15 protein-coding genes are annotated in these 15,836 nt (G+C 34.0%); 5 read left to right on the top strand and 10 right to left on the bottom strand.

The features are described 5' to 3' along the window. Positions 1-115 precede the first annotated feature (115 nt). The 6 genes from CBF37_RS08010 to CBF37_RS07990 all read right to left on the bottom strand — a co-directional run bounded on the left by CBF37_RS08010 (position 116) and on the right by CBF37_RS07990 (position 6,525). Positions 116-472 (bottom strand): hypothetical protein, encoded by a 357-nt coding sequence (locus tag CBF37_RS08010; RefSeq protein ID WP_125984227.1) that lies wholly within the window; start codon positions 470-472, stop codon positions 116-118. 336 nt (positions 473-808) lie between these two features. Then, entirely contained in the window at positions 809-994 is a 186-nt protein-coding gene (locus tag CBF37_RS11645; protein WP_165866667.1) for a hypothetical protein, read from the bottom strand. Positions 995-1,760: 766 nt separating this feature from the next. Continuing rightward, on the bottom strand, positions 1,761-2,114 hold the full coding sequence (locus tag CBF37_RS08005; protein WP_125984226.1) for a DUF2200 domain-containing protein: 354 nt from the start codon (positions 2,112-2,114) through the stop codon (positions 1,761-1,763). A gap of 7 nt (positions 2,115-2,121) precedes the next feature. After that, positions 2,122-2,502 carry a RidA family protein gene (locus CBF37_RS08000; protein WP_125984225.1) on the bottom strand — a complete coding sequence of 127 codons (381 nt, stop codon included), beginning with the start codon at positions 2,500-2,502 and terminating at the stop codon, positions 2,122-2,124. A 148-nt stretch (positions 2,503-2,650) separates the two neighbouring features. Continuing rightward, positions 2,651-5,296, bottom strand: a complete 2,646-nt coding sequence (gene alaS / locus CBF37_RS07995) for an alanine--tRNA ligase (protein WP_125984224.1) — start codon at positions 5,294-5,296, stop codon at positions 2,651-2,653. A 290-nt stretch (positions 5,297-5,586) separates the two neighbouring features. Beyond that, on the bottom strand, positions 5,587-6,525 hold the full coding sequence (locus CBF37_RS07990; RefSeq protein ID WP_125984223.1) for an alpha/beta hydrolase: 939 nt from the start codon (positions 6,523-6,525) through the stop codon (positions 5,587-5,589). Between the two features lie 47 nt (positions 6,526-6,572). Here CBF37_RS07990 and CBF37_RS07985 point away from each other — a divergent pair, with 47 nt between their 5' ends. The 5 genes from CBF37_RS07985 (at position 6,573) to CBF37_RS07965 (ending at position 10,522) form a co-directional block, all read left to right on the top strand. Next, a complete protein-coding gene (locus CBF37_RS07985) occupies positions 6,573-7,025 on the top strand; it encodes a GNAT family N-acetyltransferase (protein ID WP_125984222.1) in 453 nt (150 codons plus the stop codon). A gap of 240 nt (positions 7,026-7,265) precedes the next feature. Then, positions 7,266-8,780, top strand: coding sequence for an amino acid ABC transporter substrate-binding protein/permease (locus CBF37_RS07980; RefSeq protein WP_125984221.1), 1,515 nt, complete (start codon positions 7,266-7,268; stop codon positions 8,778-8,780). Next, the gene (locus tag CBF37_RS07975; protein ID WP_125984220.1) at positions 8,777-9,514 is read left to right on the top strand and encodes an amino acid ABC transporter ATP-binding protein; all 738 of its coding nucleotides are present in this window, start codon (positions 8,777-8,779) and stop codon (positions 9,512-9,514) included. The genes CBF37_RS07980 and CBF37_RS07975 overlap by 4 nt, the downstream gene beginning before the upstream one ends. A 95-nt stretch (positions 9,515-9,609) precedes the next feature. Continuing rightward, positions 9,610-10,017: a DUF4430 domain-containing protein gene (locus CBF37_RS07970; RefSeq protein ID WP_125984219.1), complete on the top strand. Its 408-nt coding sequence runs from the start codon at positions 9,610-9,612 to the stop codon at positions 10,015-10,017. Continuing rightward, positions 10,004-10,522 carry an ECF transporter S component gene (locus CBF37_RS07965; protein ID WP_125984218.1) on the top strand — a complete coding sequence of 173 codons (519 nt, stop codon included), beginning with the start codon at positions 10,004-10,006 and terminating at the stop codon, positions 10,520-10,522. Before CBF37_RS07970 ends, CBF37_RS07965 begins: the two co-directional genes overlap by 14 nt. A gap of 170 nt (positions 10,523-10,692) precedes the next feature. Here the strand turns inward: CBF37_RS07965 and CBF37_RS11640 are convergent, their stop codons facing one another. The 4 genes from CBF37_RS11640 to CBF37_RS07950 form a co-directional block, all read right to left on the bottom strand. After that, positions 10,693-10,881 carry a hypothetical protein gene (locus CBF37_RS11640; RefSeq protein WP_165866666.1) on the bottom strand — a complete coding sequence of 63 codons (189 nt, stop codon included), beginning with the start codon at positions 10,879-10,881 and terminating at the stop codon, positions 10,693-10,695. Between the two features lie 223 nt (positions 10,882-11,104). Beyond that, positions 11,105-12,268 (bottom strand): SulP family inorganic anion transporter, encoded by a 1,164-nt coding sequence (locus tag CBF37_RS07960; protein WP_125984217.1) that lies wholly within the window; start codon positions 12,266-12,268, stop codon positions 11,105-11,107. Between the two features lie 18 nt (positions 12,269-12,286). Next, a complete protein-coding gene (locus CBF37_RS07955; protein ID WP_125984216.1) occupies positions 12,287-14,083 on the bottom strand; it encodes an ABC transporter ATP-binding protein in 1,797 nt (598 codons plus the stop codon). Continuing rightward, positions 14,080-15,834, bottom strand: a complete 1,755-nt coding sequence (locus tag CBF37_RS07950; RefSeq protein WP_125984215.1) for an ABC transporter ATP-binding protein — start codon at positions 15,832-15,834, stop codon at positions 14,080-14,082. Before CBF37_RS07950 ends, CBF37_RS07955 begins: the two co-directional genes overlap by 4 nt. Positions 15,835-15,836: the final 2 nt, after the last annotated feature.

Raw genomic sequence — 15,836 nt, 5'->3', positions numbered from 1 at the left:
TTTCCATGTTGTGTGTGATAAACTTTGATTGTCCTTTTTCATAAGGGACCTCCTAAATGATTGATATTTCGTGGTCGGGAAACCAAATATATCTTATCATTTTAGGAGACTTTTTTTATACCACGCTGAAAGCTCTTCTGAACCACCCGCATAGCAGGTGGTTTTCAAAACATATAAATAAAAGTGATGTTGTCTCAGTAGTTCCCTCTTTTGTTTCAACTAAATATCGATTATCACCACCAGGTCTTTTTGATGGAACAACTGTCAGAATATTTACAACAAATGTAGCTTTTTCACCTTTGTGTACATCCGGTTTTTCTCTAAAATCGCTTAATTTAATATGACTGTCATATTGTTCAAAATTAAAATCTTCGGATTCAACACCATTATACTTTGATTTATTTGCACCGCATCCGGCTAATAAAAATAAACATAACGCAGCAATAACGCTAAAGATTGATTTTTTATTCATGTCACCATCTCCTTCCATTTAATTGTACACAAAATGTACGTATAAATAAAGAGTATGTTTCAATCATTTACATTAGAGCACACACCGTATATTTATTTCACTTGTATAAGTCTTATTGTGTGTATTGTCCTTGTGTTCAAAAGAAATAGCGTCCTAATTATTCGTATCAGATGTATTTTCGACAACTGCTTTTTTCTGGTTCTATTTGGTTAATGCTGATTGATTCATTCGCTTCTGCTTTTTTGTAGTTAAAGTCACTACATAAAATAACTGATTTATCATCGTTTCTGTTTTGTAAAGTTCTTAAGTGTCTAACGATAGTACAAATAGATCTTTTTAATGCCATCCTTTATAACTATTAAACTCGTCAATTGTATAATTATTTAATCTGGTCTCTGAGATATTTTCCAGTTTTGTCAATTCTGACATCCTTTGAACAGCATGATTAGATGCTGAAATTATTTTTAACTCTTTAAAGTTCTCCACATCTTGCAAGTTCTTAATTTCTTTCCCTCTCTCCAAATATCTTAGTTGTTTATTTAAATTGACAATATTATTCAACTCATCAATTTAATTACCACTGACAATTAATTATTTTAGATTCAGTAATTTTTTAAACCTACTAAGTCAGTTAACTGATTATAGTCGATGCTTAAAGTAAGCCAGAGCTAAAACATCATCAGAAATAACTTTTTTTCTGATTAAATTATGATTTAAATTCAAATTTTTTAATACTCTTAAAGCTTTTATTGTGCTCTCACCCACTTTCTAAACCAGCGACTGGTTTAAATTCTAACTCTTTAGCTGCTTCTATAATTGGCAAAGCTCTAAAATTGGCTCGAGTGTGTTTAACCAAATCTTCAGAAAGTTGTGAAAGATAAATAAATTAGCGATTTGATTTCGCTCAACATCCTTAACAGAAGAATCAAACGACTGACTATCGCCGCATGCCTGAATAATAAATATCGACTGTCATCTTATCACCAACGATACCTTTGATAATGGTCTATACCGAAAAAACTGGTAACAAACTTTTTTCTTGTTTCTGTTCCTAATTAGTCTTTTTTGTATTTAATCCGCATGATGTCAGAAAAAATAAGACTAAGTAAGAAAATTAGATGAACATTTCTGATGAGATCACTTCTTGAATTTAAAACACAACATTTACTACTTATATGCTAGATGATAGTTTCTTAAAGTAAATAATATTTTAATCGTTATTTTTTTGTTATATTTCTTAATTATAAAAAACAAACGGTAAGTCTCAGATACTTACCGTTTGTTTTTTTTATTTTCTTAAAATTTTTTCCATTGCTTTACCTTTAGCTAATTCGTCAATCAGTTTATCAAGATAACGAATTTTTTGCATTAGCGGATTTTCAATTTCTTCTACACGATATCCGCATATCACACCTGTAATCAAGTCAGCTTGAGAATTAAACTGGGGACATTCATTAAAGAATGCTTCAACACTAACTTCTTTTTTCAATTGCTTATCAAGTTGTATCTGATTATATCCTGTCAACCACTGAATAATTTTATCTACTTCTTTTTTCGTTTTACCTTTACGCTCCACTTTTTTTACGTAGAGCGGATATAATTTATTAAAAGACATTGAAAATACTTTTTCTGATTTATTCATCTGAAAATTATCCCCTTTTAGCGATACATTCAATTTCAACATCTGCACCTAAAGGTAAGGCTTGAACTGCTACACAAGTTCTCGCAGGATAGGGCTTACTGAAAGTTTTTTTATAAATTTCGTTCATTTCATCAAAATGCTCCATACTTGTTAGAAAAACATTAACTTTCACAACATTTTCAAAAGACAAATCTGCTTGAGTTAAAACCTGTTTCAAGTTCATAAATACTTGCTTGGTCTGCTCACTAACACTATTTGATTGTTCAATATACTCTTTAGAATTTCTTGCTGTTTGACCAGATAAAAATATATAATCTCCGGCATCTACAGCATGTGAATAAGGTCCTGATGAGGAAATCTGTTCAGCTGATATAATTTTTCTCGACATAAAAAAACCTCCTACTTATTTAACTTAAGTATACAAGAATTTATAAGGAAATTGTAATTTTTGGGACACAAAAAAACAAAAAAAAGGCAAAGTATTAAAAATAATTTGCCTTTTAGAAAAATATCTTTGTTTAAAATGAACCACAAAATTAAATCTTTGTTTCCAACCAAACCCTAACTTCAGCTAGAGCCTCTGACATACCAGCAGGATTTTTACCGCCTGCCTGTGCCATATCTGGTCGACCGCCACCGCCGCCACCAACTTTAGGTGCAATTGCTTTGATCAGATCACCAGCTTTTAAGCCGTTATCGTTCATTGACTTCGTCATAGCAACTAACAAGTTAACTTTTTCTCCTGACACTATGCCTAAAACCAATACATCAGATAACTCTTTTTGTTTCCATTGATCCGCTAATTGTCTTAGCTGATTCATATCTTTAACAGAAGCTTGTTGAGCAATATAACTGATATTGCCAATTTTTTCGATATTTTTGAAGATATCACCTGCTTCAGCATTCGCTAACTTCGCAGACAATTGTTCATTCTCTTTTTGTAACTCTTTATAATTTTCATGAAGTTGCTCGACCTTAGTTACTACTTCTTTTAATTGCGGTGCCTTAACTAATTTAGCAACCTCTTTCAAACGTATTTCTTCTACTCGTAATGCTTCAAAAGCTTCTTGGCTAGTAACAGCTTCTATACGACGCACACCTGCACCAATACCTGATTCAGATGTAATTTTGAAGATGCCGATATCGCTTGTATTACCAACGTGAACACCACCACATAATTCGATGGAATAATTGTCAACATTAACAACTCGTACATTCTTGCCATATTTTTCTCCAAATAAAGCCATTGCTCCCATTGCTTTAGCAGAGTCGATATCTGTTTCCGTCGTAATTACAGGCATGCCAGCCCATATTTTCTCATTAACTTTACGTTCCATCTCTGCTAATTCTTCAGCTGTTACTTGTTCAAAATGAGTAAAGTCAAAGCGTAAATAATTTGGTGCTACTAATGAACCCGCTTGATTAGCGTGTTCACCCAATACTTCTTTTAATGCGCGATGCAATAAATGTGTTGCCGTATGATTTTTAATAATTTTATTTCTCAAATGACGGTCGATAACTAGTCGATATGTATCACCTTCATTTAATTGACCAATCACATTAACTAGATGCAATGATTGACCGTTTGGTGCTTTTTTAACGTCGACTACTGAAGCTACCTCGATACCATCGCTATTTAATACTCGCCCTTTATCAGCGACTTGTCCGCCCATTTCAGCATAAAACGGAGTTAAATTAAAGATTAATTGAGCTTCTCCATTGTCAGTCGTAGACACAATCGTATCAGTTTGAATAATAACTTCTAACTTAGCATCAATTTCTTGCTCTGTATAACCAACAAACTCACTTTGCACTTTAATATCAGTTAATAAAGCCGATTGCACATTCATTGAACTTTCTTTCACGCGAGCAGAACGGGCACGATTACGCTGAGCTTCCATCTCTTTTTCAAAACCAATATGATCAACTTTTAGGCCTTCATCCTCAGCCATCTCTTCAGTTAATTCTACTGGGAAACCATATGTGTCGTATAATTTAAAAATATCTTGCCCAGCTAACGTACCTTGTTTCGATGCCTTTAATTCTGAAATTAAGTCAGTAATTATTTGTAATCCATCATTAATTGTTTCATGGAATCGTTCTTCCTCGGTCTTGATAATTTTTTCGATAAAGTCAGCTTTTTCAGTTATTTCAGGATAATAGCTGCCCATAATCTCACCAACAACTGGCACTAATTTATAAAGAAAGGCTTGGTCAATACCTAGTTTTTTACCATGCATAACCGCACGACGAATTAAACGACGCAACACATAACCACGTCCTTCATTTGAAGGTAAAGCTCCGTCCCCAATAGCAAATGATACAGCACGAATATGATCGGCAATAACCTTAAATGATGTATTAACCGCGGGTGACTCACCATATTTGTGCGTTGCGCTCATTGCTTCTGTCGCATGAATTATTGGTAAGAACAAGTCTGTTTCAAAGTTAGTCGGAGCATCTTGGAAAATTGAGACCATTCGTTCTAATCCCATCCCTGTATCAATGTTTTTATGAGGCAATGGTAAAAATTCATGATTATCTGTGTGATTAAATTCTGAAAAAACTAGATTCCAAATTTCCAAATAACGTTCATTTTCGCCGCCAGGATAATTTTCCGGATCATCTTCAGCAACATCATTATACTCTTGTCCACGATCAAAAAAGATTTCAGAGTTTGGTCCGCATGGGCCAGCACCGATATCCCAAAAATTATCTTCCAGCTTTACAATTGATGCCGCTGGCAATCCGACTTCTTCATTCCAAATACGATAGGCTTCAGAATCATCAGGATGAACTGTCACATATAGACGATCCTTATCCAAACCAAACCATTTATCATCAGTTAATAATTCCCACGCCCAATGAATAGCTTCCGTTTTAAAATAATCTCCAACTGAAAAATTACCCAGCATTTCAAACATAGTGTGGTGACGTGCTGTTTTACCAACATTTTCTATATCATTTGTACGAATACTTTTTTGAGCATTTGTCATTCTTGGATTCTCTGGAACAACGGTTCCATCAAAATATTTTTTTAGTGTTGCTACACCTGAGTTAATCCACAACAGAGTTGGATCATCAACTGGGATAAGTGAAGCACTCGGTTCTACCGAATGACCCTTTGATTTAAAAAAATCTAAATATTTACTACGTACTTCCTGACTAGATAATTTATTCATATCATATCCTCCTAAAAAATATAAAAAGCATCCTGCAGTCAAGGACGATAAGTCGTGGTACCACCTTGATTGCAATGATGCTCAAACAGTCATTACCTCTTTTAAGTCCTTAACGCAGACTATACGTGATAATTGAATACCACAAATCGACAGGGAGCAGACTACTTTTATTTGGGCTCTCTTTTCACCAACCAGAAGCTCTCTATACCAAATATTTTTAGTAAATCTATATCCTCTCATACTCCATAAATTATATGTAATAGAACCCGTTCTGTCAACTTTTCAATTAATTAATTCAGATATTCATTTAAAAATTTCTGGATTGTCTCTTGGTATTCCTTAGGATAATCTTTAACAGATTCAGCGTGACCCGATCCTTTAAATACTTTCATTTTTTTAGATCCTTTGGTTGCATCATATAATTCATATACCATACTTGTTGGAACAAATTTATCTGAGTCGCCATGTATAAATAAAACTGGTAAACGGTTCTTTTGGAGCTGCTTAACAGCATCTGCTTCATAGAAGGAATAACCCGCTCTTAATTTTGTATAAAAAGATGTCAGCGGAATCAACGGAAAAGCAGGCAGATTAAATAAATCTTTTAATTGAAAAGTTAATTCTTCACTTACCGATGCATATCCACAGTCTTCAATAATAACCTTCACTTGAGGCGGCAGTTTTTCTCCGCTCACCATCATCACCGCTGCAGCACCCATGCTTTCTCCAAACAAAACAATTTCGACATCATTGCCTTTTTTTTTGATAACCTCATCAATCCATCGTAAATAATCTAAACGATCAAGCCAGCCGAAACCAACGTATTTTCCTTCACTCTTACCATGAGCACGATTATCAGGAACCAACACATCGAAGCCCAAATCATAAAAAATTTTTGTGTACGCCCCCATTTTTTCAGCACTTTGCATGTATCCATGTGCCGCGATTACTACCTTATTCGTTTTCTTAGTTTGATTGACCCACGTTGTCCGTAAAGTAAGTCCATCATTACTTTCTATTTCTGTTTTATTAGTTTTTCCTTTTGAAAAGTCCCACTCTTTCTTTTGCTTTTCTTTATTCGGTTTATCTAAAAAATCTTTTTCTCCAGATACAACTGCATAATTAAATAAGTAGTTAGTAGCATAACCTAGACTACCTATTACTCCTATTAATACAATAACAACTAAAATAAAACATACCTTTTTCATAAAATTCCCCCATAATTTCATTGAAGATATGATACACTTTATTCATAAAATTGAAAAGAGGTAATATTATGTTTTCGATACAATTTAATAACGAGCCTTGGGTTCGAGCAGCAGCCTTTGATTTAAGAACAGCAATCTTCGTAAATGAACAAGGTATTCACCCAACACAAGAGTTTGATGAGCATGATACAGATGATACAGAATATCTTGTATTGTTTGATAAAAATAAAATGCCTGTCGGTACTTCAAGGTATGTTCAAGATGATGCAGTCACTTTACGAATTGACCGCCTTTGTGTTGATGAAAAATGGCGCTATAAAAAAGTTGGCAGCCGTTTAGTACTCGAAACAGAACACCGCGGTCGACGAAACGGATGCTTAATTTCTAAAGTCCATGCCGAAAAACATGCCGTACCTTTTTACGAAAAACTAGGATATAGTAGAACATCCGACGATTTTATTGAAGATGGTATTATTTGTCAAAAGATGGAGAAAGAATTGTTTAGTAACGTATGCCAATAAACAATAACACAACAAATTGGTTGGTTTCATCTCTTTATAACCTATACCATTTTCTAAAGCAATTTTACTATTCTTAAAAAACAACTTATTAATAATAAATAAATTTGTAACAAGTAGTAACTCACGTTGTTCATATACTGGATATTTTTTATATTTTTACCTATACCAATATATCAGAATGCTTGTCAAGAGCCTGTTTTTTAGTATATAATTGTCCAATATTGTGAAAGGGGTTTGTTTATGTACGAAAAAATGAAACAAATGGGGAAAATAGTTGGAATATTGCTTTCAGTTTTCATTATTACTCTAGTAAATTCTAGTATTGCGATGGCTGCTGATTCATCTAATTCAGCATCTAAATCCAATCAATCTACTGATACTAAGCCTTTAAAACAGACTTATATTATAGCAAGTGATTCAACCTATGCACCTTTTGAATATCAAAATGCAGATGGTGACTATGTAGGTATCGATGTTGATTTAATGAAAGAAGTTGCTAAACAAAACGGATTTAATGTTGATTTTAAATTTATCGGTTTCAATTCTGCCGTTCAAGCCGTTGAGTCAGGTCAAGCTGACGGTGTTATTGCTGGTATGACAATCACTGATGAACGTATTAAAGCATTTGATTTTTCTGAACCTTATTTTGACAGTGGCGTCCAAATAGCTGTTAAAAAAGGAAATAATAAAATAAAAGATTATAAAGATTTAAAGGGACAAAAGATAGCCGCAAAGATTGGAACTGCCAGTGCTGATTTTTTAGAAAAAAATAAAGATAAATACGGTTATTCAATTACTTACTTAGATACAACTGATGCACTATTCAGCGCTCTGGATATTAATGAAGTGGCAGCAATTATGGATGATTATCCTGTTATCGGTTATGCTGTTGCTCAAGGTCAAAATATCCAAACGCCTATTGCAAAAGAAGATGGCGGTCAATATGGATTTGCTGTTAAAAAAGGGACAAATCCTGAATTAATTGCTATGTTTAATAAAACCTTAGCCGAGATGAAAAAATCTGGAGCTTATGATAAATTATTAGGTAAATATATCCAAACTGATACTAAAATTTCAGCATCAAAAAAGAAAGCAGTTGATGAATCTACATTAACAGGTATGCTGTCAAACAACTGGGAGAGATTGCTAAAAGGCTTTTGGATGACTATTTGGTTAGCCTTTCTATCCTTTGCCCTTGCAACAGTATTGGGCGTGTTATTTGGTCTTATGTCCGTATCTGAGCGTAGGGTTGTCAGAACTATTGCGACGATTTACGTTGATTTAATTCGAGGCATTCCGCTAATGGTCTTGGCATTCTTTATCTATTTCGGTTTACCAGGTGTTCTTGGATTCAATATCCCAGTGTTTGTAGCCGGTATCGTTACTCTGACACTAAATGCAAGTGCGTATATTTCTGAAATTGTTCGAGGCGGTATTAAAGCCGTTCCTTCAGGTCAAATGGAAGCTTCTCGCAGTCTAGGCTTGTCTTATGGAAAAACAATGCAAAAAATCATTTTACCTCAAGCAATTCGTATTATGATTCCTTCATTTGTTAATCAATTCGTTATTTCTTTAAAAGATACAACCATTCTCTCTGCTATTGGTTTAATTGAATTACTGCAAGCTGGTAAGATGATTGTAGCACGAAATCTACAAAGTACTTTAGTGTACTTTGTCATTGCAGTAATGTACTTAATTCTTATTACTGCACTAACACAATTAGGTAAAATGTTCGAAAGGAAATTACAACTATGACAGAAAAGATTTTAGTAGAACACTTAGTAAAAAAATTTGGTGACAACACCATTCTAAATAATATCAATGTTTCCATAGATAAAGGTGACGTCGTTTGTATTATCGGTCCTTCAGGTTCTGGTAAAAGTACTTTCTTACGTTGTTTAAATCAATTAGAAGAAATTTCTAGCGGTGCAATCATTATTGACGGAGCAGATTTGACAGATAAAAATACCAACATTAATCATGTCCGTCAACATATAGGCATGGTCTTTCAACATTTTAATCTATTTCCCCATTTATCAGTTATCGACAATATTACATTAGCACCGGTTGATTTAGGTAAAATGACAAAAGCTGAGGCTGAAAAAAAAGCTGTCGAATTACTTGAAAAAGTTGGCCTAGCAGATAAACGCGATGCATATCCAGACTCATTATCAGGTGGTCAAAAGCAGCGTATTGCCATAGCTAGGGCGCTAGCTATGAACCCTGATATCATGTTATTTGACGAACCAACATCAGCCTTAGACCCCGAAATGGTCGGTGATGTGTTAAAAGTTATGGAGGACTTGGCTGAGCAAGGAATGACTATGGTTATCGTTACACATGAAATGGGATTTGCAAAAGAAGTTGCTAACCGTGTCATGTTTATTGAAGCCGGTAATTTTATTGAGGATGGGACACCGGAGCAAGTATTTGACCATCCAAAAAACGAGCGTACGCAGAACTTTTTAAACAAAGTTTTGCATATGTAAAAATCAATAAAAAAAGCCTTTATAAAGGCTTTTTTTATTGATTTCATGTCTAAATGTAGTTAAAATTAAAACTAATAAAAATTGGAGGCTTTACTATGAAAAAGAGATTATTATTACTATCAGCACTCTCGTTTCTTATAATAGCAACTGGATGCGGAGCAGAACAAACATCAAGTACAAACAGTTCCACTATTTCATCTTCGTCTTCAACAGAGAAAAAACATATTAATGTTACAATCACTTTAATAGAAGATGCAAAAGAAATATCATCAAAAAATATTACAACAACTAAAGACCAGACTGTAATGGATATACTAAAGAAAAACTTTGATACAAAAGAAAAAGATGGTTTTGTTACTGAAATTAACGGCAAATCACAAGATAAAGAAAAAAACAAATATTGGATGTACTACATCAATAACAAAGAAGCCTCAAAAGGTGCCAGTGACACTAAGGTTAACTCAGGCGATAAAATTGAATGGCGCTTAAATGAACTTAAATAAATCAACATTTTTCATTTCATATGTGGCACTAGTTAGTTCTGCCGCATTTGTCAGTCGCTTAGTTTTTCAAAGTATTCCGAATATGCAACCACTCACTGACATTATAATAATGAGTTCATTATTTATCAGTTCCTATTTTGGAAGTCTGATTGCAATCCTGAGTATGTTTATTTCAAATATTTATCTAGGTATGGGACCATGGACCATTGCTCAAATAATAGCTTATTTAATTATTTGTTTAACAATCAAATTAGCTAAACGCTTTTTGATAAAATCCTCAATTATCGTTAGAGCATTATTTTCTGGATTTTTAGGTTATCTTTATGGATTTATTATTTCTCTGATACAAGCTCCTTTCATAGGAATAGATATATTTTGGGTCTATTATTTACAAGGAATTACTTTTGATAGTTTGCACGCCGTAGGAAATATTCTATTTTATTTTATCTTAGAACCAGTTATAAAGCCAATTTTTCTAAAAATGAAAAATCGGATAAGTAGTTGATTGGGACTGAACCTTATAAATGAGACAGGTAAAAAATACTTATGCAATTACCTTTTTCGATAGTTAAGTGGAGATAAGTAATTGCATTTTTGTATTCAACAATGTTGATTTTATATTTGTACTATCTCTTTATAAGTCAGTTTAATTTTTACATAATTTATTCTAGATTTTTAATTAATCATATCACTAAATTTCATCAACAACTTATCTAATTCACTATCTAAGAAATCTTGAGTATCAACACTTCTAGAAATACACTTTGTCGATTGCAAGTCTAAATCTATAAGCTTTATTGGAATGATCACTTGATTAGCAGTTGAAACAGTAATCTGCGCAGATGTATACACTTGTAGTTCCACAAGAACTAGCAATTAAAATGGCTAATTCGTATGTGTTACCTCCGATACTCCTTTCTCGTCAATAGCCATCTCCTAAAAATTCTTTATCAGCAGAAAATTTTTTCAGAATTTTCTCAAATTTATTCTTCTCTCTCTTCTTTAGAAACACTCACTTATTATAAGTACTACATTAAAAAAAGAAACAAAAAAAGAACCGATTATTATCAATCGATTCTTTTCACAACTAATTATTTTTTTGTAATGATTTTAAATCCAAAAAAGTAATTAAAACACCAACAATAATACCAACAGCTAAATTATGTGTATATAAAACCACTGCAATCGTGAGAATCATCGCTGTTGCTTCAATAAAAGATAACTTTCTTACTGTTTTTATACTGTCAAAATCAAAGGTTGTGATGGCGACAGTTATCATAATACCAATTAGTGCAGGTGTTGGAATTTGAAGCATGACACCTTTAAATACGATAAGCAGCAATAGAAGGACAATCCCTGCAGCCATCGTTGAGAGCCGCTTTCTGCCACCCGACTTCACATTGATCACTGCTTGTCCAATCATCGCACATCCCGCGGGTCCACCAAAAAAACCTGTCACTATATTGGCTAAACCCTGTGCTTTCACTTCGCGTCGACTATCCCCGATTGTCTCAGTCATCTCATCCACAATAGGCAATGTCAGCAATGATTCTACCAATCCGACTAAAGACAGAGCAAGAGCAGTTGGAAAAATAATACGCAATGTCTCAAAATTCATGGGGACACTCGGCAAATGAAGTCCCTGGATGTTTCCCGACATATCACCTAGATTACCAACCGTCTGTACATTCCATCCAAAAGTAAATGTCCCAACTGTCATTAAAACAATTACAATAAGCGCTGCCGGAATTAGTTTTGTCACATACGGAAACAAATACATTACTGCAATTGCAAATATAGTCATGACGTAAGCTGCAAATGACACGTGCATCAACTGTTGAATCTGGGCTATAAAAATTAATATAGCCAAAGCATTAACAAAACCTGACATAACGGGTTTCGACACAAAACGCATTAAACGATGAATGCCTAAGTAACCAAAGAACAGCTGTAAGCCACCTGTTAAAATTGTAGCCGCCACCATGTATTCAATACCATAATTTTTTATCAGAGTTACCATCACTAGAGCCATTGATCCAGCAGCTGCAGATACCATCGCCGGCCGACCACCGGTCAATGAAGTTACTATGATTGTAATCACAGAGGCAAATAATGCTGTAATAGGATTAACACCTGATAAAATAGCAAACCCGATAACTTCTGGAATAAGTGCTACAGAGGTAACCAATCCACCAAAGATATCGTTTCTAACATTACCAAGCCACTCTTTTTTATTCGTGCTTATCAACATAAACTGTTTGATTCCTCTCTAATGTTGTCTTAAATCTCTTTCATTATTTTGTAATTGATACATGTCATTGTATAGACCTTCATGAGAAATCAACTCGTCATGTGTACCCCGCTCGACAATTTTCCCCTTCTCTAAGACTAAGATTAAATCAGCGTCTTTAATTGTCGATAATCGGTGAGCGATAGCAATCGTTGTTCGCCCTGATCGCATTCGCTGCAATCCTTCTTGAATTAAAGTTTCCGTTTCAGTATCGATGTTCGCAGTTGCTTCATCTAAAACAAGTATTTTTGGATCAGTTACGATAGTTCGGGCAAAAGAAATCAACTGTCTCTGTCCGCTAGAAAAACTTGAACCGCTCTCTAATACTTTAGCATGATATTTGTCGGGCAGTGTTTCGATAAATGTATCTGCTTGGACAAACTTTGCTGCTTCGATAATTTGTTCATCCGTAATATTTTCATTTAATAAACGAATATTACTGGAAATATCACCATAAAACATAAATGCATCTTGAAGAACTAAGCCTAGTTTTTCGCGAAGTTCTGTTATTGGAAAATCTTTAATATCACAATCATCAATTAAAATCTGTCCATCATAAAATTCATAAAATCTCATAAGTACATTGATAATTGAGCTTTTTCCGCTTCCTGTATGACCAACTAGCGCAACAGTTTCACCAGGATTTGCGACAAAACTAATATTTTTTAATACATTATTTTTTCCATCATATGAAAATGTAACATTTTTAAATTCAATTTTTGCATTAGTAATTTTGACGTTTGCCCCATCATTTTGCTGTGGTGTTAATTCATCATGGTCTAAAATTTTAATAATGCGTCCGCCAGCAACTAATCCATCTTGAAAAACACTTAAAGAATCCATCATATTCGTCATTGGATTAAAGAATTGCTGTACATATGAAATGAACGCATAAATGACACCAACTTCAACTGGTGATTGAGTTGATAAAATACCAAAATAACCTAAAATCATAGCTGTAGCCAACGCAAAAAGTAGATTAATAATAGGTGCTAACAGCAAAGAATTTGTTTTAATCATGTCATAACGTGATGATAAATAAGCATTATTACTCTCAGCAAATTCTTCTTCTAACCTTTCCTCTTGACGAAAAATTTGAATAATTGACATACCTGTAATTGACTCATTTAATTTAGTGTTCAGATGACTCAAACGTTCTCGCATTCCTCGATAAATTCTTGAACTGTATTTTTGATAATACCAAATAATTATTAATAAAATCGGGAAAAATATCATACAAATCAAAGTAAGTTGATGACTAATACCCCACATTGCAATAAAAGATGCCACTACCCCAAAGATAGCCGTCATAATGAACAAGAAGAACAGCCAAAACTCAAATAGCGTTTCCGTATCATTTGTGACACGAGATACAATTGACCCAGCCGGTGTTTGGTCAAAATATCGCATTCCCATTGTTTGTAATTTATTAAACAGTCGAACTCTGATTGATTGATACGTATTTAATGACCCCTTAAAATATAAAATCCACTGGCCAAACCAAACAATTGCCTTAAATAATACTCCTATCCCATATAAAGCAGCAAAATAAAGGATTGTTTGTGTTGTTGCATTCTTAGACTCTAAATGATTATCCATAAAAATCTGTAAAACTTTTGGTAGTAGGATATTAATAACTGCCAATATAATTGAAAATGTCAATGCACCAAAAAAATACCATTTAAACGGTTTTGCAAAAGTAAACAGCCGTTTAATTATCGTTGTCTGCTCCTTCATGGTTAAAGTCTTAGTCCATTCTGATTGTGGTTCACTCATGCTGTCACCCCGCCTTCTATTTTACTTTCTAATTGCTGATAATCATACATTTTCTTATACCATCCGCCCAGTGCCACCAATTCTTCATGTGTACCACGCTCGGTAATACGCCCTTTGTCAATAACTATTATCTCATCAGCATGGATAACACTGCTTAAACGATGCGTACTAATGATAGTTGTTTTGTTTTTACGCTTATTTCTTAAATTAGATAAAATTTGTTCCTCAGTTTTTGCATCAACCGCTGATAAAGCATCATCTAGAATCAATAATTCAGGTTCAACAATCAATGCTCTAGCAATGGATATCCGCTGCTTCTGACCACCAGATAATGAAACGCCGCGCTCACCAACCATCGTGTCGTACCCTTGCGGAAAATCTAAAATATCTTCATGAATAACGGCTTCATCTGCAAATTCATTGACTTTTTCTTGAGAGGCATGTGGTACGGCGAATCGGATGTTGTCTCGAACGGTCATTGAAAATAAGAAATGATCTTGAGGAACATAACCAATTGAGTGCAACAAGGCATCTAGTTGATACTCTTTAATTGAATGACTGCCATATGAAATGTTTCCTGCATATTGATCGAATTCTCTTAATAAAAGTCTTAAAATACTTGTTTTTCCTGAACCCGTTTTTCCGACAATTCCTAAAGTCTGACCTTCTTTTAAGTTAAATTCAATATTTTGCAGACTTGGTGCCTTATCACCTGCATAAGTAAAAGATGAAACTTTATAGTTCAGATCCCCTTTAGCGGGCACATTAATACCATCTTGCTGTTCAACAATGCTAGATTTTTCACTTAGTAAATGCTGCACACGATCGTAGCTGGCATTACCTCGCTGTAAAACATTAAAAAAGCGACCGATAGCAAACATTGGCCAAACTAACATACCGATATAATTAAAAAATGTAATTAATTGGCCAATTGTAATCGTCCCATTAACAACAAAACCACCGCCGACAATAATTGATACAACATAAGACACACCAATAACAATAGCGATTAACGGATCAAATAAAGCATCTAATGCATTAACTCGATTATTCTTTTTAATTGAATAGTTTATTTTTTTCTGAAAATCTTTCATCTCTGCTTCTTCTTGACCAAACGTTTTAATCACCTTAATACCGGTGATTGTTTCTTGCGTCTTGTCATTTAGTTTAGAAAACGCTGCTTGTGATTCTTTGAAAGCATCATGTAACTTACTTCCTAATTTACTTGAAATTAAAGCTAAAAAAGGGAAAGGTATTAATGCCAATAATGTTAAACGCCAGTCAACAAATAAAATCATTGCCACTACAGTAATAGCACCAGTAATAAAAGCATCTGCAAAAGTTAAAATACCTGCTCCAGCAACATTTTGAATCGCATTTAAATCATTAGTAGCATGTGCCATTAAATCACCTGTTCGATACTTTTGATAGAAATTTTGATCCATCTTTGTAAATTGATGAAATAATCTTTTTCGCATTGTCTTCTCAAGACGAGCTGCCCCACCCCATATATGGGTTCTCCACAAATAGCGTAGACCATAAACTACTATTGCTGCAACAACTAAAATACTGATCCACATTGTTAAATTGACGGCTGTCAATGTACCATTACTGATTTTATCAACAATTATTCCTGTCACTCTTGGTGGTAATAATTGAATAAACGCAACTAGTATTAAGGATCCCACACCTATAGCATACGTTTTTTTCTCTGTCTTAAAAAACCAAGACAGCTTCTTAAAAACATCCATAC

This window comes from Vagococcus vulneris, assembly GCF_003950515.1.
In the GTDB taxonomy this organism is placed as follows: Bacteria; Bacillota; Bacilli; order Lactobacillales; family Vagococcaceae; genus Vagococcus; species Vagococcus vulneris.
Note: the sequence above shows the minus strand (reverse complement) of the source record. Positions and strands in the feature narration are given on the sequence as shown.